This is a genomic window from Gordonia aurantiaca (assembly GCF_039939235.1).
Lineage (GTDB): Bacteria > Actinomycetota > Actinomycetes > Mycobacteriales > Mycobacteriaceae > Gordonia.
Genome location: NZ_JBDUUF010000001.1, coordinates 477753 through 499572, shown reverse-complemented (window position 1 = coordinate 499572; position 21820 = coordinate 477753). Strand labels below are relative to the sequence as shown.

The following is a 21820-nucleotide window of genomic DNA, read 5'->3' as shown; positions in this document are numbered from 1 at the left end:
CTGCCCGGTTGTATTCTGCCCGGCTGCATTCTCTTGGGACACAACAGAATCTGGTTCACTCATCGCACCGGTCACCCCTCACGAGACCGTGAAGCCCTTGTAGCCGGAGTCGGCGACCTCGTCGATGATCCTGCCGTAGTTGGCGAAACCGCCGATGTAGGGCATGAACACGCGCGGCTTGCCCTCGATGTTGGCGCCCATGTACCACGAGTTGGCCTGCGGGAAGAGCGTCGCAGAGGCCTTCGCGTTGCACTCGGCGACCCACTCGTCGACCGCCTCGGCGTCGGCCTCGATCGACTTCGCGTCGTGCTCACCGAGATAGGAGATGCAGTCGGAGATCCAGTCGACATGCTGCTCGGCGCCGAGGACCATGTTGGCGAGCACGCTCGGACTGCCCGCCCCGGTCACGATGAACATGTTGGGGAAGCCGTGCACCGCGAGGCCGATGTAGGTCCGGGGACCCGCCGACCACTCGTCGACGAGCTTGCGGCCGCCGCGGCCGCGGATGTCGATACGCGACAGCGAACCGGTCATCGCATCGAAACCCGTTGCGTAGACGATCATGTCGAGCTCGTACAGGTGATCGCTGGTGCGCACGCCGGTGTCGGTGATCTCCTCGATCGGCGTCTTGCGCAGGTTGACGAGCTTCACGTTGTCGCGGTTGAACGTCTCGAAGTAGCCGCTGTCGGTGACGATCCGCTTGGTCCCGATCGGGTGGTCGGTCGGGATCAGGTCGTCGGCGACCGCCGGGTCCTTGACGATCTCGCGGATCTTGGCCTCGACGTACTCGCGTGCGGTGTCGTTCGCCTCGAGGCTGGTGGTCTGGTCGGGGAACGCCTTGGCGAAGAGGTAGCCGCCGCGCTGCCACCACTCGTCGTAGATGCGCTTGCGCTCGGCCTCGTCGACCTCCAGAGCGCCCTTCGGGTACGGGAAGTTCGGGGTGCCGCCGCCGCTCTCGCGCGAGAGGCGCCGGCGTTCGGCGTAATTGGCCTTGACCTCGGCGATGTATTCCTCGGTCAGCGGCCGGTTCCCGGCGGGGATGGAGTAGTTCGGGGAGCGCTGGAAAACCACGAGTTGCTCCGCGGTCTCGGCGATCACCGGGATCGACTGGATGCCCGACGATCCGGTGCCGATCACGCCGACCCGCTTGCCGGCGAAGCTCACCTCGTGGTGCGGCCACTCGCCGGTGTGGTAGCTCTCCCCCTCGAACCGGTCGCGGCCGGGGATGTCGGGCCTGTTGGTCGCCGACAGGACGCCGGTCGCCATGATGAGGAAGCGGGCCGTGGTGGTCACCCCCGTGTCGGTGGTGATCGTCCACGCCGCCGCGTCCTCGTCGTAGACCGTCGAGGTGACCCGGGTCAGGAAGTCGAAGTGCTTGCGCAGGTCGAAGCGGTCGGCGACGTGTTCGAGATAGGCCAGGATCTCGCTCTGGGTGGCGAAGCGCTCCGACCAGGTCCACTCCTGCTGCAGGTCGTCGTCGAACGAGTACGAGTAGTCGATGCTCTCCACGTCGCACCGCGCCCCGGGGTACCGGTTGTGGTACCAGGTGCCGCCCACGCCCTCCGCGGACTCGAAGCCGCGGACGTCGAGGCCGTCGGCGCGCAGCCGGTACACCGCGTAGAGCCCGGACAGGCCGGCGCCGATGACGACGGCGTCGTGATCGATATCCCTGGTCGTCACAATGTCACTTCCTCGTTGTCTGCTGCCGCCGAGGCGGCCTCGTTCGTCGGGGCCGCCTCGGCGGCCTCCTTGGCCTGGCGCGCCCACATCCACTCGTGTCCCCAGTAGCTGTCGGCGCTGATCTCCTCGGCGGTGTAGTAGGTCTCGTCGACGGGTTGACCGCCGGTGCCGTACTCGATGTCCCAGCCGCCGGGCACCCGGACGTAGAAGGAGATCATCTTGTCGTTGGTGTGGCGGCCCAGCGTCGACGACACCGGGAAGTCACGCGCCATCACCTGGTCGTATGCCCGGCCGACCGCGTCGAGCTCGTCGACCTCCACCATCACGTGGATCAGGCCGGGATCGCGACCTTCGAGGCTCGGCATGATCGCCAGGCTGTGATGGCGCCGGTTCACCCCGAGGAAGCGGATTCGCACCGGCGGCGACCCCGGCGGGGAGGGCATCCGGAACGCGCCGCGCGGAAGGAATCCCAGTGTCTCGGTGTAGAACCGGTAGGACTCGTCGAAGTTGGTGGTCGGCATCACGACGTGTCCGAGCCCCTGCTGCCCGGTGACGAACCGCTGTCCGTACTTGGTCAGGACCGGACTGTGGTCGAGCACGGGCCCGAAGAAGATCTCCAGCGGCGTGCCGCCCGGGTCCTTCAGCGTGATGCCTCCCTCGACGCGGCGTGCCTCGCACAGCTCGAGCGGCATCGGGGCGTACTCGACGCCGGCGGAGTCGAGTACCGCCGTCAGCCGACGCAGGGCGAGGTGGTCGCGGACCTCCCACCCGACTGCGCTCACCCGGTTGCGGTCGGCGTGCTCGACGGTGATCCGCGACGGCCGCTCGTCCATGCGGAAGTGCAGCGCGTCGGGCTCGGGTCCGGTCCCCGGGGCGAAGCCGAGCACCTCGTATCCGAGCTCGCGCCAGCGATCCATGTCGGTGGCCAGGACGCGTACGTAGCCAAGGCCTTTGATCTCGGTCATGTGGTTGGTGATCCTCTGTTGGTCTCGGGGCCTCGTGGTCGACCGGGCTCAGATCATCACGCGCAGCGGGCCGGCCGGGACCTCGACGCCCAGCGACGCCAGTGCTGCCGCGTGGTAGGTGGTGCTGGTGACGTGGATGGCGTGGTGGATGCCGGCATGGGCGTCACGCCAGAAGCGCTGCAGCGGATTGTCCATCCGCAGGGCGTTGCCGCCCGAATGGTCGAAGATCTCGTCGGCGGCGCGCACGGCCCGCCACGCCGAGCGGATCTGGTTGCGTCGTGCCGTGGCCCGCGTCTCGAAGTCGATCTCCTTGCCGGCGTCGACGAGGTCGAAGATGCGATCGACGTTGCTCAGCAGCTGCTGGCGGGCCGCGTCGATCTCCGCGGCCGCCTCACCCAGGGAGTGGAGGACATAGGGGTCGTCCTTGATCTTGGTCCCGGCGGCCCCCACCCGCTCCCGCTGGTAGTCGACGCCGGCGGCCAGGACGCCTTCGCAGATGCCGATCGTCGCCGCGGTGATGCCGAGCGGGAACATCGTCGACCAGGGCATCTTGTACAAGGTCTCGGTGACGCCGTATTCCTTGGCGGCGGTGCCGTCGATGACCTCCGCCGACCGCATCACGCGGTAATCCGGGATGAACGAGTCGGTGACCACGATGTCCTTGCTGCCGGTGCCCCGGAGGCCGACCACGTCCCAGGAGTCCTCGACGATCTGGTAATCCGCCCGCGGCAGGATCACGTGGAGGCCGGTCGGCGGCATGAGCGGCTTGCCCTCGCTGTCGCCGACCATCGCGCCGAGGAAGATCCAGTCGCAGTGGTCGGTGCCCGAGGAGAACTGCCACCGGCCGGTCAGGCGGAAGCCGCCCTCGACCGGGATCGCCACGCCGCCCGGCATGTACGGCGAGGCCTGCCAGGTGTCGGTGTCGCCGCCGAGCACCTCGTCCTGGACCTTGGGGTCGGCGAAGGCCAGCTGCCAGGGATGCACGCCGACGATGCCGCCGATCCAGCCCGCCGAGCCGTAGATGCTCGCGGCCTTCATCACCGTCTCGGCGAACTCGCGCGGATGCGCTTCGTAACCGTCGTACTTCTTGCGCTGCAGCAGCCGGATGATCCCGGACCGCCGGAGCTGTTTCGCCACACCGTCGCTCAGGCGCCCGAGCCGTTCGGATTCGTCGGCGCCGGCACGCAATTCGTCCGCACTGTCGATGATGCGGTCGAGGACTTCGTAGGCCATTGGTCTTCTCCTGGGAATAGGTCGTGTTCGATGCCGACGCGTGCGTCGTCGGGCCGGGGCCGAGGTGTCAGGAAGCGGGCTGGTGGGTGTCGAAGGCGGTGCGGCCGGCGGCGAGGTTCGCATCGACCTCGGCCTGCCACGACTTGAGCGCGCGTTCGGTGTCGATCTCGTACTCGAAGCGGTTCACCATGTCCGGGGTCACGTCCTCGACGTCGACGTAGAACTGCTCGTACCAGCGACGGAGCTGGTAGACCGGCCCGTCCTCCTCGCACAGCAGCGGATTGTCGATGCGGGTCTTGTTCTTCCAGATCGCCACATCCTGCTCGAATCCGATCGCGACGCCCTTGGCCACCGCCTGCGCGATCTGCTCGGCCTGTTCGTCCGGCACCCCGGAGGGCTTCTCCACCATGACGCCGTACTGCAGGCGGAACGAGGTGGCCGTGATCGGGTAGTGACAGTTGATGAGGTAGATGTTCGGGTCGGCGTTGTGGTCGCGACCGCCGCTCCACAGCTTGTCGATCATGTAGGACGGCCCGTAATAGGTGGCGTCCGACTGACTTTCGTAGCTGTAGTTGGTGCTCTGGCTCACGCCGACGGCGTCGGCGCGGGGGCGGGTCCGCATCGCCTGCGAGGCGGTGTGCCCTTCGAAGACGTTCCGGAAGTAGGTGGGCATCCCGTAGTGCACGTAGAAGAAGTGCGCCATGTCGACGACGTTGTCCACGAGCTCGCGGCAGTGCGCGCCGTTGACCTCGATGGAGTTCCACACCCAGTCCGTCCATCCCGGGTCCCCGTAGACGGGGATCTCGGGGATGGCCAGCTCGGCCGGGGGCTTGCGGTTCTGCGGATCGTGCCAGACGAAGAGCTGGCCGCTGACGACGGCGGTGTGCCATGCCCGCGTGCGAGCGATCGGCGGGACGCGCTTGGCGTACGGGATGCCGGTGCACTTGCCGTCGCCGCGCCACCGCCAGTCGTGGAAGGGGCACGCGATCGAGTCGCCCTTGATCGTCCCCTGCGCGAGGTTGCCGCCCATGTGGCGGCAATACGCGTCGAGGACGTTCAGCTTGCCGTCCTCACCTGCGAAGACGACGAGATCGGTGCCGAAGGCGGACACCTGATGCGGCCGGCCGTCGGCAAGGTCTCGGACCAGCCCGAGGCAGTGCCAGCCGCGGGCGAAACGCTCCGGCGGCGTCCCCGCGTCGATGACCCGGACCTCGGCGTTGCTGTCGGTTGTGGAACTCACTCAGGCCTCCTGATCGGACATCGGCGACCCGGAGGGGCCGCACCATCGCATGTGATCAGCTTGACAACCATCAGGCCCGGTGTGATGTGCGTCTCCCACCGAATGGGAGGGTCAGTACTCGATCTCCACCCGATCGCTGACCGGCTCGGCCTGACAGGCCAGGATGTAGCCCTCCGCGACGTCCTCGTCGGCGAGGATCTCGTTGTGCGCCATGGTGATCTCGCCCGATTTCAGGACGCAGACGCATGCGCTGCAGGCCCCCTCGCGGCATGAATACGGCACGTCGAGGCCGGCGCCGAGGAGGGCATCGAGCAGTTTCTGCCCCGACCTCCACCCGACGGTGTGCTGCTCGCCGTCGAGTTCGACGGTGACCTCGCACGCCGCGGTCGCGGCCGCCGAGTCCGGCTCCGGCTGCGAAGCCACCGGCTCGAACGGGTTGCCGTGCAACGACAGGAACCTCTCCGTGTGCACGCGCTCCGGGCCGAACCCCAGTTCTGCGCACACCCCGACGACCAGGTCCATCAGGGGCGTCGGTCCGCAGACGTAGACCTCCCGGTCGGCCATCGGGCGGAGGATCGCTGCCAGCCCCGACCCCGTCGGCAACCCCTGAACCGCTTCCAGGATGTGGACGACCACCAGACGCTCCGCGAATCGTTCTGTGAGAGCGCGTAGTTCGGAGGCGAAGATGACCGATTCCGGGTCCCGGTTCGCGTAGACGAGGAACACCGTCCCGGTTCCCCCGAACAGGATCGACTTCGCGACCGACATCACCGGGGTGATGCCGCTCCCGCCGGCGACCAGGACCACGTCCCCGTCCAGCGATCGAGGCCCGAAGGTTCCGCCCGGCGGCAACACCTCGAGAAGGTCCCCGGCTGCGACGTTGTCACAGATCCAGTTCGAGCCGTGACCGCCGGACACCCGCTTCACGGTGAACTTCAGGTCGTCGTCCACGTGCGGCGAGCTCGCCAGCGAATAGCACCGGGCACAACCCGTTCCGACGTCCGGGACGCGCACGGTGAGGAACTGCCCGGGAAGGTAGGCGAACTCGGCCACGTCCTGCGGATCGGGCCGCACGACGATCGATCGGGCATCGGCGGTCTCGTCGATGACCTCGACCACCCGGACCTGCCGCGCCCGGGTTCGCTCCCCCGCCGCGGCCGGCGTCGTGACGACGTCGTCCCCGGTGATCGTCTCGCTGGTCATGCACGCTCCTCGTCGCCTCGTCGGATGCCGGCGGCCATCCCCCGCACACGCGCGGGCCCGGCCGACATGTGCGCGAACGTTAGGGCAGTGAGGCGCCCGCCGAACGACGTCGTTCCGTTGGCCGGGACGAACACCGGGACCCCGGATGCGTGGATGCCATCATTCGGGACGAGTCGCGTCGGCGGCTTTGGACGTGACCCCCGGTCACGGGTACGGTGACCCCTGTCACATCGAGGAGGACAGGTGCGGACAACTCACAAGGGCGACACCCCCATTTCCGTGGTGGATCGGGTGTCCACGGTGCTGGAGGCATTCAACGGCTCGGGGCCGATGACGCTGGCCCAGGTGACCGCGCGGACCAGTCTGCCTCGATCATCGGTTCACCGGCTGCTCGAGCAGCTCACCGCGGCGGGGTGGCTCGCGCGCTCGCCCGAACAGACCTATGAGCTCGGGGTCAAGGCCTACGAACTCGGCCAGGCCGCGCTCAACCAGAATCGCCTGCTGCGCGGCGCCCGGCCCGTGATGCACGCGTTCGCCCACCGGACCGGGTACACGGTGCAACTCGGCGTCGTCGATCGGGGTGACTGCGTCTACCTCGCCAAGGTGAACGGTCGCCTGTCGGGCCCCACCCCGACCGCCGTGGGACAGCGCGTGCCCGCCCACCTCACCGCCCTGGGCAAGGCGACGCTCGCCCACGCCGAACCGGGCTCCACGAACGCCACGCTGCACGTGGCCGACGACGGCTCGCTGGTGCGCCGGACCGCCATGAGCATCACCGACCCGAAGCTGTTCGCCGACGAGCTCGCGATGATCCGCGATCGCGGCGGCGCGTTCGACCGCGGGGAGGCGTTCGCCGGGATCGGATGCGTCGGGGTGTCGATCGGCCCGCCGGATCACATCTACGGCAACCTGGCGGCCCTGTCCATCTGCGCACCGCTGGGCACCCTCGACCATCGCAAGCTCCTCGGCCCGGTCCGGATCGCCGCGGGTGAGATCTGGGACCGTTGCGTCGCAGCAGATCTCGCGATGCATTGAGCGCCGGGCCCGCCCGCCGCACCCGTTGACCCACCGAGTGGGAGGACCCGCTGCGCCCGGGCCCCCGTCCGCGGAAGCATGAGCTCATCCGGCCGGCGCTCCCGCGGGCCGGAAGGCAGTGTTGGTCAGTGGAGGAGAGACGAATGAAGCGATTCAGCGACCGGCGGGTCGTGGTCACCGGTGCGGCCTCGGGGATCGGCCGGGCGACCGCGCTCCGACTGCTCGCGGAGGGCGCCGACGTGGTCGCGGCCGACATTTCGGCCGGGCAGCTGGATTCCCTCGCGTCGACGGCGATCGAGGGTGGTCACGACGGGCGACTGACCGTCCGCGTCGTCGACATCGCGGACGAGGAGTCGGTGAGGTCGGGCGTGGCCTTCGCGACCGATCACCTCGGCGGGCTCGACGTCCTGGTGAACGCGGCGGGCATCCTCCGCAGCGCGCACACCGAGCAGCTCAGCCTGCAGGACTGGGAGCAGGTCATCCGCGTCAACCTGACCGGCACGTTCCTGATGATCCGCGAGAGCCTGCCGGCGCTCATCGCGTCGGGTCGCGGCGTGGTGGTGAACTTCAGTTCCACCTCGGCGAGCTTCGCCCACCCGTACATGGCCGCCTACGCGGCCAGCAAGGGAGGCGTGCAGGCGATGACCCACGCCATCGCCCTGGAGTACGCCAAGCACGGCCTGCGCGCGGTGTCGGTCGCGCCGGGCAGCATCTCCTCGGGAATGACGGCTGCGCCCGGACTCCCCGAGGACGCCGACCCGTCCCTGTTCATGAAGATGCAGCCGGTCGTGCGCGTCGAGCACTCCGCGTCCGACGCCGTGCGCATCCCAGGCATGGCGAGTCCCGATCACGTCGCAGGCGTGGTCGCGATGCTGGCCTCGGACGACGGGGCGTTCATCAGCGGCACCGAGGTGCGCGTCGATGGCGGCAGCCACATGTGAACACCGATGGCGGCCGGCAGCCACATGTGAACAGCGATGGCGGCAGCCACATGTGAACACCGATGGCGGCCGGCAGCCACATGTGAATACCGTCGGCACAGAACAAAAGGCGGCCGGTGGCGGGACGCCCACACCACCGGCCGCCTCGTCGGTTCACCTGTCAGGACGTGGCCGCGGCCCCTGCCTCGACAACCCGGCCGGCCATGTCCGCGACGGCGCGGTACGCCATGACCATTCCCGATCCGAGCGGCGTGCCCGGACCCGGGTAGACCTCGCCGGAGATGGACGCCGTCGAGTTCCCGGCGGCGTACAGGCCGGGAATGGGCTCGCCGTCGTCGGCGCGCACGACCGCCCCGTCCCGGTTGATGACGGCGCCACCCTTGGTCCCGAGGTCGCCGAGCACGAGGCGCACGGCGTGGAAGCGGGTTCCGTCGAGCGGCGCCAGGCACTGCGCGGCGGACTGTGCGCCGAGGAAGAACCGGCCGTACGGGTCCTCGCCGCGGTGGAAGTCCGCGTCGGCGCCCTGTTCGGCGAACCCGTTGAAGCGCTCGACCGTGGCGCCCAGCGCCTGCGGGTCCAGCCCGATGAGCCCGGCCAGTCCGGCCAGGGAGTCTGCGGTGAACCACAGCCCGGCCTCGGTCATCGCCTGACGGTCGGGGGCGGGGGCGCAGATCGCCGGGAGGTCGTCGCCGAAGCGGTTGTCGAAGATGTACCAGAAGTGCTCACCGGTGCCCGCGAGCATCCGTTCGCGCATCGCCCGGCCCATCTGGTCGTACGGGAGCATCTCGTTGGCGAACCGCTCCGCGGTGTCGTCGACGATGATGCCCGCGCGCAGCCCGAGCGTGAACACGGCGTGCCCGTTGGGGAAGAGGGTCGCCGGACACCACCACGACTGGTCGAGCAGGTCGAGCTTCGCCCCGACGCCGCTCAGCATCGTCAACGCGTCCCCCGAGCCGGTCGCCGGGTGCGAAGAGGTCCACTCCCCGGTGGGCATGTGCTGGTACTCGCGACGGAGGTCGTCGTTGCGTTCGAAACCGCCGGCCGCGAGGAGGACGCCGCCGCGGGCCTGCAAGCGCTGCTCGCCGTCCGGACCCGAGACCACCAGACCGGTGACCCGGCCCGACTCGTCGGTGACCAGCGACCGCGCGGCGGTGATCAGCCGGAGGTCGGCGCGGCCGGACTCGTCGAGTGCCAACACCATTCGCGCGATCCATGCCTGCCCGCCGTCGAGGACCGAGCGGTCCATCTCGATGCCGAACTGGTCGGTCGGGACCATCGGCCGGACGTCGTCGATGCGCGCGCCCACCTCCTCGGCGGTGATGGCCTTGGCGAAGATGGAGCGTCCGAAGTCCTTTCGCCCGGGTGCGGCGAAGTAGTCGGGGAACGGCCGGTGCTCGAGCGGGATCCCCGCCTCGTTCTCGAGGAACTCGACCACCTCGGGGCCGGTCTCGATAAAGGTCTGCTGCACGTCGGCATCCGTCCGGTCCCCGACCGTGGCCCGGAAGTAGGTCAGCCCCTCCTCCACCGAGTCGTCGACACCGTCGCGGCGCAGGACGTGGTTGCCCGGAAGCCACACGCTCCCTCCGGAATAGGCGGACGTGCCGCCGAAGCGGTCGGTCTTCTCCACCACGCAGACCGTCAGCCCGCGGTGGGTCGCCGCGAGAGCGCCGGCCAGCGCCGCACCACCCGAACCGACGACGACGACGTCATAGCTGTCATCCCATGTCATAGCCCTGACACTCCGTATCCTTCTGTCGCGTCGCAACGCTGTCGACGCGTGTGTTCTCGCCCGTGTCGCACGGGCCGGTCGTTTCAGCGGGGGTCGGCCGGATCGGCGGTGCGGCCCACCAGTTCCAGCAGGTAGCCGTCGGGGTCGGCGAGCACCCCGATCGTCATCCCGTAGGCGGGATATTCGGTGGCCGGGGAGACCTCCGAACCGCCGAACTCGCACGCACGACGCATGACCGCCGCCGGGTCCGGGGTGTTCAGCACGAACTTCTGCAGCATGTTCCCGTGATCGGGGCGCTCCGTCGCAGATTCCCCGTGCGGCACGATGAGTTCGACGCCGGCGACGCCCACCCGTACGATCGCCGCCTCGAACGCAGGCGTGGTGAACCTCTTCTCCAGGACGAAACCGCAGCCGCCGGTGTAGAAGTCCAGCGACCTGTCCAGGTCCCCCACCCGGATCGCGCCGAGCGAGAAGGTGACCTCGCCGGCCGTCATCGGGTCTGCGATCCGCCGTTGAAGTCGAGTGTCTGCCCGGTCATCCCGGCCGCCTCGTTCGACGCCAGGTAGGCGCAGAAGGCGCCCACCTCGATCGGGTCTCCCAACCGGCCGATCGGGATCGTCTCGAGGATGGCCTCGACCATCTCGGGAGACATCTTCTCCTCGAGGTTCTTCTGGTGACCGAGCGCCACGATGTTCGCGGTGACGCCGTACCGGCCCGTCTCGGCGGCGAGATGGCGGATGAAGCCCTCGATGCCGCTCTTGCCGGTCGCGTACATCGTCTGGTTGATGTTCTGCCCCGTGCGCGCCGAGCCCGAGGAGATCTGGATGACCCGGCCGAACCCCGTGTCGCACATCGCGTCGATGACCACCTTGATGCAGTTGAGCGCACCGAAGATGTTGAGGTCGATGGGGGCTCGCCAGTCCTCCGGCTCGAGCTCGCGGAACGGGCGGATGACCCGGCCTTCGGCCACGCCCGCGTTGTTCACCAGGATGTCGACGTGGCCGCCGAGTTCGGCCTCCGCCGCGCGGATGCCGTCGCGCGTGGCGTCGAAGTCGGTGACGTCGAAGGGCGCCGCGACCGCACGGTTGCCCTCCTCGACGATCCCGGCCGCCACCTTCTCTGCGCGCTCGGCGTGCAGGTCGTTGACGATGACCGATGCGCCTTGCCGGGCAAGCACTTTCGCGATCCCCTCGCCGACGCTCTGGCCGGCTCCGCTGACGAATGCGATCCGCCCTGTCAGTTCGAACAACTGGTCCTCCTTCTGCCGGCGCCCGCCGCACGGTCGCGTGCCGATCGCCGTCCGCCGCACCGTAGCGCCGAAGCGATCCCCGGCGAGCGGACCCTTCCCACTCAGCGGGTGACCGATCCCCTCCGCGCGGACGTCCCACCCAGCGGTCGAATCGGATACGGCCGCGCATCCGCTCTTGTACGTTCGGCGCATGACCACCGAAGGAACACCCACCCCCTCCGCCGAGGCCGGCGGTCCGGCCATTCTCACCTCGTTCACCGACGGCGTGGCGCGACTGACCCTGAACAACCCCCGGCGCAAGAACGCGATCAACCTCGAGATGGCCGCGGCCATCGAGGAGTTCTGCGATCGGGTCGCCGACGACACGAGCGTCGGCGTGGTCGTCGTCGACGCCGCGGGGCAGTACTTCTGCAGTGGGGCCGACACCCGCGACCTGGCCAGCTCGTCGGCCGACCCGGCCTCGCCGGAGGCGGTCGCGCGGACGTCGGCGGTGTACGGCGCATTCGTCCGTGTCGGAAGCCTGCCCGTACCGACCATCTCCGTCGTGATCGGCGGCGCGGTGGGTGCCGGACTGAACCTGGCCATGGCGACCGACATCATGGTGACCACCCCCGACGCCGTGCTCGACAGCGGCTTCCTGGCACGCAGCATCCACCCCGGCGGAGGCCATCTCTCCCTGCTCGGACGAGCGGTCGGCTGGTCCACCACGATCGCGCTGGCGGCGTGCGGGCAGAGCCTGACCGGCGAGCAGGCCGTGGCGCGCGGGCTCGCCTACGCCGCGGCACCGGCGGAGGAGCTGCCGGCACTCGTCGACGGGCTGACCGGACCGGCCGCCCGCGACCCCGAGCTGACCCGGCGGGTCATGAACAGCGCCCGCCTCGAGCTCGGCCCGCCGGCGGTCAGCTGGGCCTCGGCGCTCGAGATCGAGCGCGGCGTGCAGATGTGGTCGATGTCGCGGAAGGGCAAGCAGGCCTGGTCTTCCCGGGGGCCGGAGCGCAGATGACGGGCACCATCACCGAGACGCGGGCCGTCACCCGCGACGACCTGGAGGCATTGCGCGCCGGCGTCCGAGCCTTCCTGCGCGACGAGATCGATCGCGGCGCCTTCGAACCCGATGTCGACAGTTGGATGACCGGTTTCGACCCGGAGTTCAGCCGGAGGCTCGGCGAGCGCGGTTGGCTCGGGATGACCATCCCGGAGGCCTACGGCGGCCGGGGGCGCACCGCGACGGAGCGGTTCGTGATCACCGAGGAGCTACTCGCCCACGGGGCCCCGGTGGCCGCCCATTGGATCGCCGACCGGCAGATGGCGCCGGGCATCCTCGCCAACGGCACCGAGGAGCAGAAGCAGCGCTACCTGCCCGGGATCGCGGCCGGGACGTCGTTCTTCGCGATCGGCATGAGCGAGCCGGACGCCGGCTCCGACCTCGCCGCGGTCCGGACCCGCGCCGTCGCGGGCGGCGACTCCTGGACGATCAGCGGCACCAAGGTGTGGACGACGGGTGCGCATCTCGCCCACGCGATGGTGCTGCTCGCGCGCACCGACGGTCGCCCGGAGGACCGGCACGAGGGTCTGTCCCAGCTCGTCATCGACCTCCCCCACCCCGACATCGAGATCCGTCCGCTGGAGAGCATCGACGGGCAGGCCCACTTCAACGAGGTCATCTTCCACGACGCGGTCGTCGACTCGTCGGCTCTGCTGGGCGAGCGCGGAAAGGGATGGTCGCAGGTGATGCGCGAGCTGGCCTTCGAGCGTTCCGGACCCGAGCGCTACCTCAGCACGATGCCGTTGCTGCGCGCCTGGGCCGACGAACTGCGCACGCACGGCGCGACGGAGGAACAGCGCGTGACGCTGGGCACGCTCACCGCGCGCGCCTGGGCGCTGCGGTCGATGTCGCTGCAGGTGGCCGACGAGCTGTCGGCCGGGCGGCGCCCCGATGTCCTGGCCGCCATGGTGAAGGACCTGGGCTCGACGTTCGAGGGCGACCTGGTCGACGCGATCCGCAGCTCCTCGGGAGTCGCGGCACGGCGCTCCGGCGGTTCGCGCATGGAGCGTCTGCTGGCCCAGAGCGTCCTGCACACACCGGCTTTCACGCTGCGCGGCGGCACCAACGAGATCTTGCGCGGGATCGTGGCGCGCGGATTGGGGATTCGATGAGCGAGATGTCGGCGGACCTGGTGTCCGCAGTGCGTTCGATGATCGAGCGGATCGAGATCGACACCCGGACACCGGCCGAGCACACCGACGACGCGCTGTGGGAGGCGCTGCGTGAGTCGGGTTTCACCTCGATCGACGTCCCGGAAGCGGCCGGAGGGCACGGCGGCGACACCGCGGACGCGATGTCCGTGCTCACGACGATCACCGAGAGCGGTGCGCTGGTCCCCTACGCCGAACACGCGATGCTGGCCGCGTGGCTGGCCGGCTCCGCCGGCCACGAACTCCCGGACGCGACCGCGACGATCGCGGTCGCCGACGCGGACCTCGCCCTGGATGCCGACGGCGAGCAGGCGTACGTCACCGGCGTCCTGCGCGACGTCGTCCACGTCTCGGCGGCGTCGGTGGTCGTGGCCCTGGTACCCGGCGACGGCGATCGCCCCGCACAGGTGGCGACGCTCCCGCTCGATCACCCCGGTGTGTCGGTGAGCGCCGGGGCCGACCTCCTCGGGGCGTCGATCGGCGACGTGACGCTCGACCGGGTCCCGGCGATCGGGGTCGCCGAGACCCCCGTCGACGCCGAGCGACTGCGCGAGCGGGGCGCCCTCGTCTACGCGGCGGCGCTCGCCGCCGCGGCGCGCGCAGTGTGCGACCGGACGGTGCAGTACGCATCGGAGCGTGTGCAGTTCGGCCGTCCGCTCACCAGGTTCCAGGCCGTGCAGCAGAGACTCGCCACGCTGGCCGCGCTGGCGACCATGATGGAGGTCGCCTCGTCGCGGGCCGTCGCCGCCGGCGACGGCGACCCGGTCCTCGCGGAGGTCTCGACCGCCGCCGCCAAGGTGGTGACCTCGCTCTACGGTCACGCCGTCGCGGCGGCCGGTCATCAGATCCACGGCGCGATCGGGTTCACCTCCGAGCATTCGCTGGGCCGGTTCACCACCGCGCTGTGGACGTGGCGCGACCGTCACGGCACCGAGCGCGAATGGGCTTCCGGCCTTGCCGGACGCATCCTGGACGACGGACTCGACCCGTGGGACCTGATCACCGGCACCGTCGGCGACGCGACACGACTCCCGGCATCGGCGGAAGGACAGGCACAGTGACCACGACACTCCCCGTGGACGACTCGGCATCGGACGGGCAGCGACGGGTGACGCCCCGGGCGGCGTGGCGCGCCGCCGACGCCGCGGAGGGCAAGGGCGTCCTCACCGGCGTGCGCGTACTCGATCTCAGCCGGGTCCTCGCCGGCCCCTACTGCGCGCAGAGCCTCGCCGACCACGGTGCCGAGGTGATCAAGGTCGAGGCCCCGGCCGGAGACGAAACCCGGGGCTGGGGACCGCCTTTCACCGACGACGGTGCGAGCAGCGCCTACTACCAGAGCCTGAACCACAGCAAGGAGAACATCTGTCTCGACCTGCGATCGGAGGCGGGCCTGGAGATCCTCGCCGATCTCGTCGCCGGCGCCGACGTGGTGATCGAGAACTTCAAGGCGGGCACCATGGCGCGTTGGGGCCTGGACTACGAGACGGTCCTGGCCGAGCGCCATCCGGAGCTCGTCTACTGCCGGATCACCGGTTTCGGCGTCGACGGCCCCATGGGCGGGCTCCCCGGCTACGACGCGGTGTTGCAGTCCTTCGGCGGCTTGATGAGCATCAACGGCTACCCGGACGGGAACCCGCTCCGCGTCGGCGTGCCCATCGTCGATCTCGTCGCCGCCAACCTGGCGGTCAGCGGCATCCTGCTCGCGCTCCTCGAGCGTGAGCGCACCGGCCGCGGCCAGCTCGTCGACGTGACGCTCCTCGACTCGGTCATCTCGATCCTCCACCCGCACGCGGCCAACTGGATCGCCGACGGACGGGTCCCCAGGCGGACCGGCGACTTCCACCCCACCGTGGCGCCCTACCAGGTCTTCTCGGCCCGCGACGGTGACTTCTTCGTCAGCGCGGCCAACGACCGCCAGTTCCGCTCACTGGTCGAGACCCTCGGCATGCCCGAACTCGCCGACGACCCGCGCTTCGCCGCCAACAGGGATCGCCACGCGCACCGGGAACTGCTCGCCGAACTCCTCGGCGAACGCATCGCCGAGTACGACCGCGCCGATCTCGCGGACCGCCTCGAGGCCGTCGGCGTGCCCGCCAGCTCGGTGAACACCGTCGACGAGGCGCTGACCTCCCCGCAGGTCCGTCACCGCGGGCTCTTCATCGAGTCGGAGGACTACCGAGGGGTCGGCGTGCCGATCTCGTTGAGCCGATCTGGGCACCGGGAGCCCCGTCCCGCGGTCGCCAAGGGCGCCCACACGCGAGAGGTGCTCGAGGCCATGGGTTACGAGCCGGCCCGGCTGGACGAACTCCGCGACGCCGGGGTCTTCGGCACGGGCTAGATCGGAGGTCACCGCATGACACAGCAGGACATCACCACCCCCGACGCGTCACGTGACGGGTCGGCCTGGGACCCCGACGTCGAGGTGATGATCGACCGGATGAGGTCGCTCGGCGTGAAGCCGTCGTGGCAGCGCGGCGTCGAGGCCGTGCGGGAGTCGCTCGAGTCGATCGTCCGCCCGCCGGGACCGGAGATGGCGCAGGTCGTCGACGCCGCGGCCTACGGTCCGCACGGACCGATCCCCGTTCGCATCTACCGTCCCGAGCAGGCGCCGGCCACCGGGGCACCGGCCCTGGTCTGGTACCACGGCGGCGGGATGATCATGGGGTCGCTGCACTCGTTCGACCGGCTCGCCCGCGATGTCGCGGCGGCCACCGGCGCCGTCATCGTCAACGTCGACTACCGACTGGCGCCCGAACACCGCTATCCCGTGGGCAACGACGACGCCTTCGCGGCGCTGGAATGGACCCACCGCAACGCCGGCGACCTCGGGATCGACCCTCACCGGATCGGTGTCGGGGGAGACAGCGCCGGGGGCGGACTCGCCGCCTCCACCGCGCTGCGCAGCCGGAACACCGACGGCCCTGCGATCGCCCAGCAGGTGATGTTCTATCCGGGCGTCGCCCGGCGTGCCGACACGCCCTCCATGCGCGAGTTCGGCGACAGCGTGTTCCTCACCGCCGAGGACATCGACTGGATGAAGAACATGTACCTCGGCGACGATCCCTCGCGCGACGACGAATACGGCACGCCCGCCATCGCCGAGTCACTCGCCGGCCTGCCGCCGGCGATCATCGCCATCGGCGCCAACGACCCTCTTCGGGACTCGGTCGAGGCCTACGGAGATCGATTGCGGCGCAGCGGTGTCCAGGTCGCCCAGCTCCGGTATCCGGGCGTGGGACACGGTTTCGCGATGCAGACCGCATCGGTCGCTCGGGCACGGTTGGCGATGGCCGAGGTCGGGGCGCTGGTGGCGGCGCGCTTCGCGTGCCGGGTCGGATGAGCACGCCGTGCCGCATCCGTGGATGCGGCACGGCGCTCCCCCGATCATCCTGGGCGCCCGCGCACCACGGGGTCAGGTGCGGACCGGCGCCAGGAGCTTCTTCAAGGGCACCGAGGTGTCTGCGAGCAGATCGCGCGACGGCCGGAGACCACGGCCCAACGCCGACCGCAGGACCATGAAGTCGGCCGGCGAGTTGAGGCATTCCGCGGCGATCAGCTCGTCGTCGCGGAAATAGAGCGCGACCTTGCGCCGCGGCCGGTCGGGGTCCTCTCGCACCAGCACCGAGGTGTGGCCGCCCACCAGGCCGACGATCTGCAGCTTCTGATCGCCCTGGTCCGACCAGAACCACGGCGGTTGACGCCGCGGGGCCTCGGTGCCGGCGATCACGCTCGCAGCGACCGCGGCCTGCTCAGTGGCGTTGTCCACCGATTCCAGGCGGTACCTGCGACCCGTGGAGGACACGTGCACGGCACAGTCGCCGATGGCGAGGGTCCGCCCGTCCGACGCCAGGCAGCGATCGTCCACCACCACGCCGCCGTCGCACTCGAGCCCGAGTTGCTCGGCCAGCTCGATCCGCGGGTTCGCCCCCACGCCGACGAGAACCGTTGTCGCCGGGATCATCCGGCCGTCGTCGAGGCGGACACCGACGATGCGGTCGTCCGAACCGACCACCGCCTCGGGCACCGCGCCGAGTTCGACCGCGGTGCCCATCGCCCGGTGGGCGTCGAGGAGGGTCTCGGCGGTCGCCGGGCCGACGGCCCGCCCCAACAGCCGGTCGGCGGCCTCGATCACCGTCACGTCGAGCCCGAGCGCGCGGGCGGTCGCCGCCACCTCGAGGCCGATGAACCCGCCGCCGATGACCGCCACGGGTCCCGCCCCGAGCCGGGACAGGAGACCGTGTGCGTCGCCGAGGTCGCGGAGGACCACGACGTCGGGGTGCTCGGCCCCCGGCAGATCGAGGGTGCGAGCCCGTGCCCCGGTGGCGAGCACCAACCGGTCGAAGGTCCGCTGGCTCGTGCGGCCGTCGCTCGACAGTTCCAGGGTGTACCCGTCGCCGATGCGTCGCGCAGCGGTCACCTCGGTGTCGAGGACGAGCTCGATCCCGTTGTCCTCGTAGTACTTGGCGTCCCGCAGCCGAAGCGAGTCCACCGTCGCCTCGCCCTTGAGCAGGGCCTTGGACAGCGGCGGCCGCTGATACGGCAGGTGGGATTCATGTGTGATCAGCGTGATCGCACCGGTGTACCCCGCGCTGCGCAGGCCGTCGGCCAGCGCCACCGCGGCGTGCGACGCGCCCACCACCCCGACACCGGAGGGCACCGGCGCCTCCGGGACGGGAGCGCCGGCTCGTTCACCCGCCACGTCAGACCTGTTCGTCCGGGATGACGACGTGGACGTCGACGCCCTCGGCGAGGATCAGCTGACAGGACAGCCGCGAGTTGGGTTCACGATCGGATGCCGTGCACTCGAGCATGTCCTCCTCGTCCTCCACCGGCTCCGGGAAATTGCCCATCTCGGCCGGGTCCAGATAGACGTGGCAGGTCGCGCACGACAGCGAACCGCCGCACTGTCCGACGATCCCGGTGACGCCGTTGCGGACGGCCGTCGCCATCACCGAGTCCCCGACCGCGCCGTCGATGATCTTCTCGACGCCGTCGGGCTGGGTGTAGAACACCTTCGGCACGGTTACTCCTACCAGGTGACGGGGACTTCGACGATCGGCAGCGTCAGGTTGGTCGTGTCGACGACCGCCTCACCCGCCAGCTTCAGGCCGGGGAGCCGCTTGAACAGCTCCGCCAGGCCGACCTGCATCTCCATGCGCGCCAACGGCGCACCCAGGCAGTGATGCAGGCCGTAGCTCAGCGTCAGGTGCGGGTTGTTCTCGCGACGCACGTCGAAGACCTCGCCGTGCTCGAACGCCACGCCGTCGTGGTTGACCGCCGCCGGGTCGACCAGGATGGCCTCGCCGGCCGCCACGACCTGTCCGTCGAGTTCGACGTCCTCGGTGGCGACGAACGGCACCAGCCCGCCACCGCCGGCCACGGTGTCGCCGAGGGCGAATCGCCCGTGCCGCAACACCTCTTCGACCGCGGTCGGGGCCACGCCGTCCGGGTCCTGCAGGAAGATCTCGAGCTGGTCGGCATTGCGCAGGAGCGAGAGTACGCCCGAGCAGATGAAGTTGGCGGTGTTGTCGAATCCGGCGATCACCAGGAGCATGGCGATCGGCAGGATCTCGGCGTCGGTGAGGCTGTCGTCCTTGTCACGGGCGTTGGCCAGGTCGCTGATGAGATCCTCGCGGGGCTCCTGGCGGCGGCGCTCGATGAGTTCGAAGATGTAGCCGAAGAGTTCGGTCATGTTGGTCATGACCTCTTCCTCGCTCATGTTCGACGTCGACAGCGTCGCCGAGCTCCACTTCTGGAACTTGTCGCGGTCCTCCGACGGCACGCCGAGGAGATTGCTGATCATCTGGATCGGCAGGGCGACAGCGTATTCGGGCACGAGGTTGATCGGCTCGTCGCCCTTGTCGGCGATCATCGTGTCGATCAACTCGTTGGCGTAGGCCACCGCCGAGTCCCGCATCGCCTTCACGCGCTTGGGAGAGATGGAGCGCTGCAGCAGCTTTCGCAGCTTGGTGTGGTGCGGCGGATCCTCGAACTGGAGGGTCGAGCGGAGGAAGTCCGGGAACTCGACGAAGTACGGCACCACACGCTCGCCCGTGCGGAAGGGCTCTCGGACGAAGCGCGGGTCACCGAGCATCTCCCGCGCGGTCGCGTTGCGATGGATCACCCAGACGTCCCCGCCGAACGGCATAGTCATCTTCGACATCGGGCGATCTGCGGCGATCGCCGCGAACCGGGCGGCGGCTTCTCCCGGCGGCACCGCCTCGAACGGGTATTCGGTGCTGACCGTCGTCGGGTCGGCTTCGGTTGTGCTCATGTGTGTACTCCAGTGTCGGGGGCTGTGCAGCGCTACATCGGATGCCGGTCAGGACACCGGCATCTGCGCGGGGGCGACCACCTGTGGGATCGCGTCGCCGGTGATGGCCATGATCTGGTCCCACTTCTCGGCGACCGTCTCGACGGTGAGCGCCGGATCGTGGATCCCCACGGTGTTGACCAGCGCCAGGCGGTTGACGATGCCGCCGGCGACGTTGAACACCTCGCCGGTGGTCTCGCACGAGGGGTGCACGAGGTACGCCGCGACCGGTGCCACGTGCTCCGGCAGCAACTGGGTGCGCATGTACTCCATGATCTCCGGCGAGAGCGTGTCGGCGGCCGCCTCGGCCATCCGCGTACCCGCGCCCGGCGCAATGGCATTCACCTTGACGCCCGACTCGAGGCCCTCGAGCGCGAGGTTGCGGGTGAGTCCGAAGAGCGCACCCTTCGAGCCGCCGTAGTGCGCCATGCCGGGGTTGCCCAGCATCGCCTGCGAGATGGTGTTGACGACGCGCGGGGCCGGCGACTCGACGAGGTGCGGCCAGGCGGCACGCAGGAGACGCATCGGGCCGAGGTAGTGCACGTCGAGGTGACGCTGGTACTCCTCGTCGGGAACCTCGCGGAACGGCGCGGTACGCACGATGCCCGCGTTGTTGATCACCGCGTCGAGCTGTCCGAAATCGGAGATCGCGGCGTCCACAAGCGCATTCGCGCCCTCGTCGGTGGTGACGTCGGCGTTCACCGCGACGGCGCGGCCACCGGCGGAGGTGATCTCCGCGACGACATCGGCGGCCGGGTCGCCGGACTCGACGCCGGAACCGTCCGTCGTCGCGCCCAGGTCGCCCACCACCACCGATGCGCCGCGCGAGGCGAGCAGCAGTGCGTGCGCGCGGCCGATGCCGCGGCCGGCACCGGTCACGATCACCACGCGGCCGGTGAAATCGAGTTCTGTGGTCATGTTGTCGTCCTCGGTTCTGGGGTCGGGATCAGGAGATGTCGTCGGCTGGTGAGCCGCGTCAGGGACGGGTCGCTCCGCCGTGGTGCTTGACGTCGGCGGTCCAGATCGAGCCGAGCGCCTCCCGGGCGGACTTCTCGAAGTCGAAGACCTCGAATCCCACGGTCATGTAGAGGGTGTTGCGGTCGGGTCCGCCGAGCAGGCAGGCCGAGGCGATGCCCTGCTCCAGCGGCATCGGGACCGCGTCGGTGAGACCGTCCTCGGTGAAGCGGGCGACGTAGCCGCCGCCGGGCAGCGCGGCCCACACGCCGCCCTCGTCGTCGAGTCCGATGCCGTCCGGCATGAACGGGCAGCTCGCGAAGTCGCGCGCGTTCGACAGCGTGCCGTCGGCGGCGCGGTCCATCACGGTGATCTTCTGCGCCATCACCTCGGCCACGAACAGCTTCGACCCGTCGGCGCTGATCGCGATCCCGTTGCCGCACATGAGTTCCGGGACGTCCGTCGGCTTGGTGACCGTCCCGTCCGGCTCCACCACGATCAACGGCGAGGTGATCGGGGTCTCGCCCTGGAAGAGGTCGAAGCCGAGCTGGGTGATGTAGGCGCGCCCGTCGGCGTCGACGACCATGTCGTTGACCGCCTTGATCGCGAATTCCGAGAGGTCGGCGTAGACACTCAGGTCATCGGGGCCTCCCCCGCCGTGGACGAGGAGCTTCTGCTCGTGCATCGAGTTCACGATCAGCCGGCCGTCCGGCAGCCAGCCGAAGCCGCCGAGCACGATGGGCACGTCGGTGTCGGCCGCGCGGGCATTCGCGTCGACCACGACGGTCGCGTTGCCTTCCGCGTCCAGGGTCTTGAGGGTCCCCGTGTACATGTCGGAGAACCAGAAGACCCCGTCGTGCCAGCGCGGGCACTCCGGCCAGGAGTACCCGGCGGAGGTGCTCCGGGCCTCGAAAGTGGGTGCGCCAGCTGCCGAGACGGCGGCCGCCACGGCGTCGACGGGACTGCTCATCGGTGAACCTCCGGAAGGTCGATTGGTGACATGTGTTGTGCGCCAATGCGTCAGCAGCGGGCGCGAGGCTTGAGTGAACTGGGTCACACGGCGTGCACGAGACGTACAGTAG

20 protein-coding genes are annotated in these 21820 nt (G+C 69.7%); 7 read left to right on the top strand and 13 right to left on the bottom strand.

Annotation, left to right across the window (positions count from 1 at the left end; genetic code table 11):
* Positions 1-78: 78 nt before the first annotated feature.
* From ABFT43_RS02250 to ABFT43_RS02230, 5 genes are all read right to left on the bottom strand, one after another.
* On the bottom strand, positions 79-1680 hold the full coding sequence (locus ABFT43_RS02250) for a flavin-containing monooxygenase (protein ID WP_168698245.1): 1602 nt from the start codon (positions 1678-1680) through the stop codon (positions 79-81).
* The gene (locus ABFT43_RS02245) at positions 1677-2645 is read right to left on the bottom strand and encodes a VOC family protein (protein ID WP_347958775.1); all 969 of its coding nucleotides are present in this window, start codon (positions 2643-2645) and stop codon (positions 1677-1679) included. Before ABFT43_RS02245 ends, ABFT43_RS02250 begins: the two co-directional genes overlap by 4 nt.
* Before the next feature lie 48 nt (positions 2646-2693).
* Positions 2694-3878 carry an acyl-CoA dehydrogenase family protein gene (locus ABFT43_RS02240; protein ID WP_347958774.1) on the bottom strand — a complete coding sequence of 395 codons (1185 nt, stop codon included), beginning with the start codon at positions 3876-3878 and terminating at the stop codon, positions 2694-2696.
* 67 nt (positions 3879-3945) lie between these two features.
* Positions 3946-5118 (bottom strand): Rieske 2Fe-2S domain-containing protein, encoded by a 1173-nt coding sequence (locus ABFT43_RS02235; protein WP_347958773.1) that lies wholly within the window; start codon positions 5116-5118, stop codon positions 3946-3948.
* 111 nt (positions 5119-5229) lie between these two features.
* Positions 5230-6321, bottom strand: a complete 1092-nt coding sequence (locus ABFT43_RS02230) for a 2Fe-2S iron-sulfur cluster-binding protein (RefSeq protein ID WP_347958772.1) — start codon at positions 6319-6321, stop codon at positions 5230-5232.
* A gap of 243 nt (positions 6322-6564) precedes the next feature.
* On the opposite strand from ABFT43_RS02230, the gene ABFT43_RS02225 reads away from it, so the two are divergent.
* The gene (locus ABFT43_RS02225) at positions 6565-7356 is read left to right on the top strand and encodes an IclR family transcriptional regulator (protein WP_347958771.1); all 792 of its coding nucleotides are present in this window, start codon (positions 6565-6567) and stop codon (positions 7354-7356) included.
* 143 nt (positions 7357-7499) lie between these two features.
* Positions 7500-8297, top strand: a complete 798-nt coding sequence (locus ABFT43_RS02220) for an SDR family NAD(P)-dependent oxidoreductase (protein WP_347958770.1) — start codon at positions 7500-7502, stop codon at positions 8295-8297.
* A gap of 160 nt (positions 8298-8457) precedes the next feature.
* Here the strand turns inward: ABFT43_RS02220 and ABFT43_RS02215 are convergent, their stop codons facing one another.
* The 3 genes from ABFT43_RS02215 to ABFT43_RS02205 form a co-directional block, all read right to left on the bottom strand.
* On the bottom strand, positions 8458-10026 hold the full coding sequence (locus ABFT43_RS02215; protein WP_347958769.1) for an FAD-dependent oxidoreductase: 1569 nt from the start codon (positions 10024-10026) through the stop codon (positions 8458-8460).
* Positions 10027-10109: 83 nt separating this feature from the next.
* Positions 10110-10520, bottom strand: a complete 411-nt coding sequence (locus tag ABFT43_RS02210) for a VOC family protein (RefSeq protein WP_347958768.1) — start codon at positions 10518-10520, stop codon at positions 10110-10112.
* Positions 10517-11275 (bottom strand): SDR family NAD(P)-dependent oxidoreductase, encoded by a 759-nt coding sequence (locus tag ABFT43_RS02205; protein ID WP_347958767.1) that lies wholly within the window; start codon positions 11273-11275, stop codon positions 10517-10519. Before ABFT43_RS02205 ends, ABFT43_RS02210 begins: the two co-directional genes overlap by 4 nt.
* Before the next feature lie 190 nt (positions 11276-11465).
* Here ABFT43_RS02205 and ABFT43_RS02200 point away from each other — a divergent pair, with 190 nt between their 5' ends.
* Genes ABFT43_RS02200 through ABFT43_RS02180 form a run of 5 tightly spaced genes read left to right on the top strand, consistent with a single transcriptional unit; the run spans position 11466 to position 16811 of the window.
* Complete coding sequence (locus ABFT43_RS02200; protein WP_131734870.1) at positions 11466-12278, top strand: enoyl-CoA hydratase-related protein; 813 nt, start codon at positions 11466-11468, stop codon at positions 12276-12278.
* Positions 12275-13432 carry an acyl-CoA dehydrogenase family protein gene (locus ABFT43_RS02195; RefSeq protein ID WP_347958766.1) on the top strand — a complete coding sequence of 386 codons (1158 nt, stop codon included), beginning with the start codon at positions 12275-12277 and terminating at the stop codon, positions 13430-13432. The genes ABFT43_RS02200 and ABFT43_RS02195 overlap by 4 nt, the downstream gene beginning before the upstream one ends.
* Complete coding sequence (locus ABFT43_RS02190; RefSeq protein ID WP_347958765.1) at positions 13429-14532, top strand: acyl-CoA dehydrogenase family protein; 1104 nt, start codon at positions 13429-13431, stop codon at positions 14530-14532. Before ABFT43_RS02195 ends, ABFT43_RS02190 begins: the two co-directional genes overlap by 4 nt.
* Complete coding sequence (locus tag ABFT43_RS02185; RefSeq protein WP_347958764.1) at positions 14529-15809, top strand: CaiB/BaiF CoA transferase family protein; 1281 nt, start codon at positions 14529-14531, stop codon at positions 15807-15809. Before ABFT43_RS02190 ends, ABFT43_RS02185 begins: the two co-directional genes overlap by 4 nt.
* Before the next feature lie 15 nt (positions 15810-15824).
* Complete coding sequence (locus tag ABFT43_RS02180) at positions 15825-16811, top strand: alpha/beta hydrolase (protein ID WP_347958763.1); 987 nt, start codon at positions 15825-15827, stop codon at positions 16809-16811.
* Positions 16812-16883: 72 nt separating this feature from the next.
* Here the strand turns inward: ABFT43_RS02180 and ABFT43_RS02175 are convergent, their stop codons facing one another.
* Genes ABFT43_RS02175 through ABFT43_RS02155 form a run of 5 tightly spaced genes read right to left on the bottom strand, consistent with a single transcriptional unit; the run spans position 16884 to position 21708 of the window.
* Complete coding sequence (locus tag ABFT43_RS02175; protein ID WP_347958762.1) at positions 16884-18170, bottom strand: NAD(P)/FAD-dependent oxidoreductase; 1287 nt, start codon at positions 18168-18170, stop codon at positions 16884-16886.
* A gap of 1 nt (position 18171) precedes the next feature.
* On the bottom strand, positions 18172-18492 hold the full coding sequence (locus ABFT43_RS02170; RefSeq protein WP_131734866.1) for a 2Fe-2S iron-sulfur cluster-binding protein: 321 nt from the start codon (positions 18490-18492) through the stop codon (positions 18172-18174).
* 8 nt (positions 18493-18500) lie between these two features.
* Positions 18501-19745 (bottom strand): cytochrome P450, encoded by a 1245-nt coding sequence (locus ABFT43_RS02165; RefSeq protein WP_347958761.1) that lies wholly within the window; start codon positions 19743-19745, stop codon positions 18501-18503.
* Positions 19746-19793: 48 nt separating this feature from the next.
* Complete coding sequence (locus tag ABFT43_RS02160; protein ID WP_347958760.1) at positions 19794-20702, bottom strand: SDR family NAD(P)-dependent oxidoreductase; 909 nt, start codon at positions 20700-20702, stop codon at positions 19794-19796.
* Positions 20703-20760: 58 nt separating this feature from the next.
* Positions 20761-21708 carry an SMP-30/gluconolactonase/LRE family protein gene (locus tag ABFT43_RS02155; RefSeq protein WP_347958759.1) on the bottom strand — a complete coding sequence of 316 codons (948 nt, stop codon included), beginning with the start codon at positions 21706-21708 and terminating at the stop codon, positions 20761-20763.
* Positions 21709-21820 lie beyond the last annotated feature (112 nt).

Bases quoted from the DNA above. Each gene is read 5' to 3' on its own strand.
- ABFT43_RS02245 (WP_347958775.1), bottom strand. From the start codon at position 2,645: ATGACCGAGATCAAAGGCCTTGGCTACGTACGCGTCCTGGCCACCGAC.
- ABFT43_RS02240 (WP_347958774.1), bottom strand. From the start codon at position 3,878: ATGGCCTACGAAGTCCTCGACCGCATCATCGACAGTGCGGACGAATTG.
- ABFT43_RS02230 (WP_347958772.1), bottom strand. From the start codon at position 6,321: ATGACCAGCGAGACGATCACCGGGGACGACGTCGTCACGACGCCGGCC.
- ABFT43_RS02220 (WP_347958770.1), top strand. From the start codon at position 7,500: ATGAAGCGATTCAGCGACCGGCGGGTCGTGGTCACCGGTGCGGCCTCG.
- ABFT43_RS02215 (WP_347958769.1), bottom strand. From the start codon at position 10,026: ATGACATGGGATGACAGCTATGACGTCGTCGTCGTCGGTTCGGGTGGT.
- ABFT43_RS02210 (WP_347958768.1), bottom strand. From the start codon at position 10,520: ATGACGGCCGGCGAGGTCACCTTCTCGCTCGGCGCGATCCGGGTGGGG.
- ABFT43_RS02200 (WP_131734870.1), top strand. From the start codon at position 11,466: ATGACCACCGAAGGAACACCCACCCCCTCCGCCGAGGCCGGCGGTCCG.
- ABFT43_RS02195 (WP_347958766.1), top strand. From the start codon at position 12,275: ATGACGGGCACCATCACCGAGACGCGGGCCGTCACCCGCGACGACCTG.
- ABFT43_RS02190 (WP_347958765.1), top strand. From the start codon at position 13,429: ATGAGCGAGATGTCGGCGGACCTGGTGTCCGCAGTGCGTTCGATGATC.
- ABFT43_RS02180 (WP_347958763.1), top strand. From the start codon at position 15,825: ATGACACAGCAGGACATCACCACCCCCGACGCGTCACGTGACGGGTCG.
- ABFT43_RS02165 (WP_347958761.1), bottom strand. From the start codon at position 19,745: ATGAGCACAACCGAAGCCGACCCGACGACGGTCAGCACCGAATACCCG.
- ABFT43_RS02160 (WP_347958760.1), bottom strand. From the start codon at position 20,702: ATGACCACAGAACTCGATTTCACCGGCCGCGTGGTGATCGTGACCGGT.
- ABFT43_RS02155 (WP_347958759.1), bottom strand. From the start codon at position 21,708: ATGAGCAGTCCCGTCGACGCCGTGGCGGCCGCCGTCTCGGCAGCTGGC.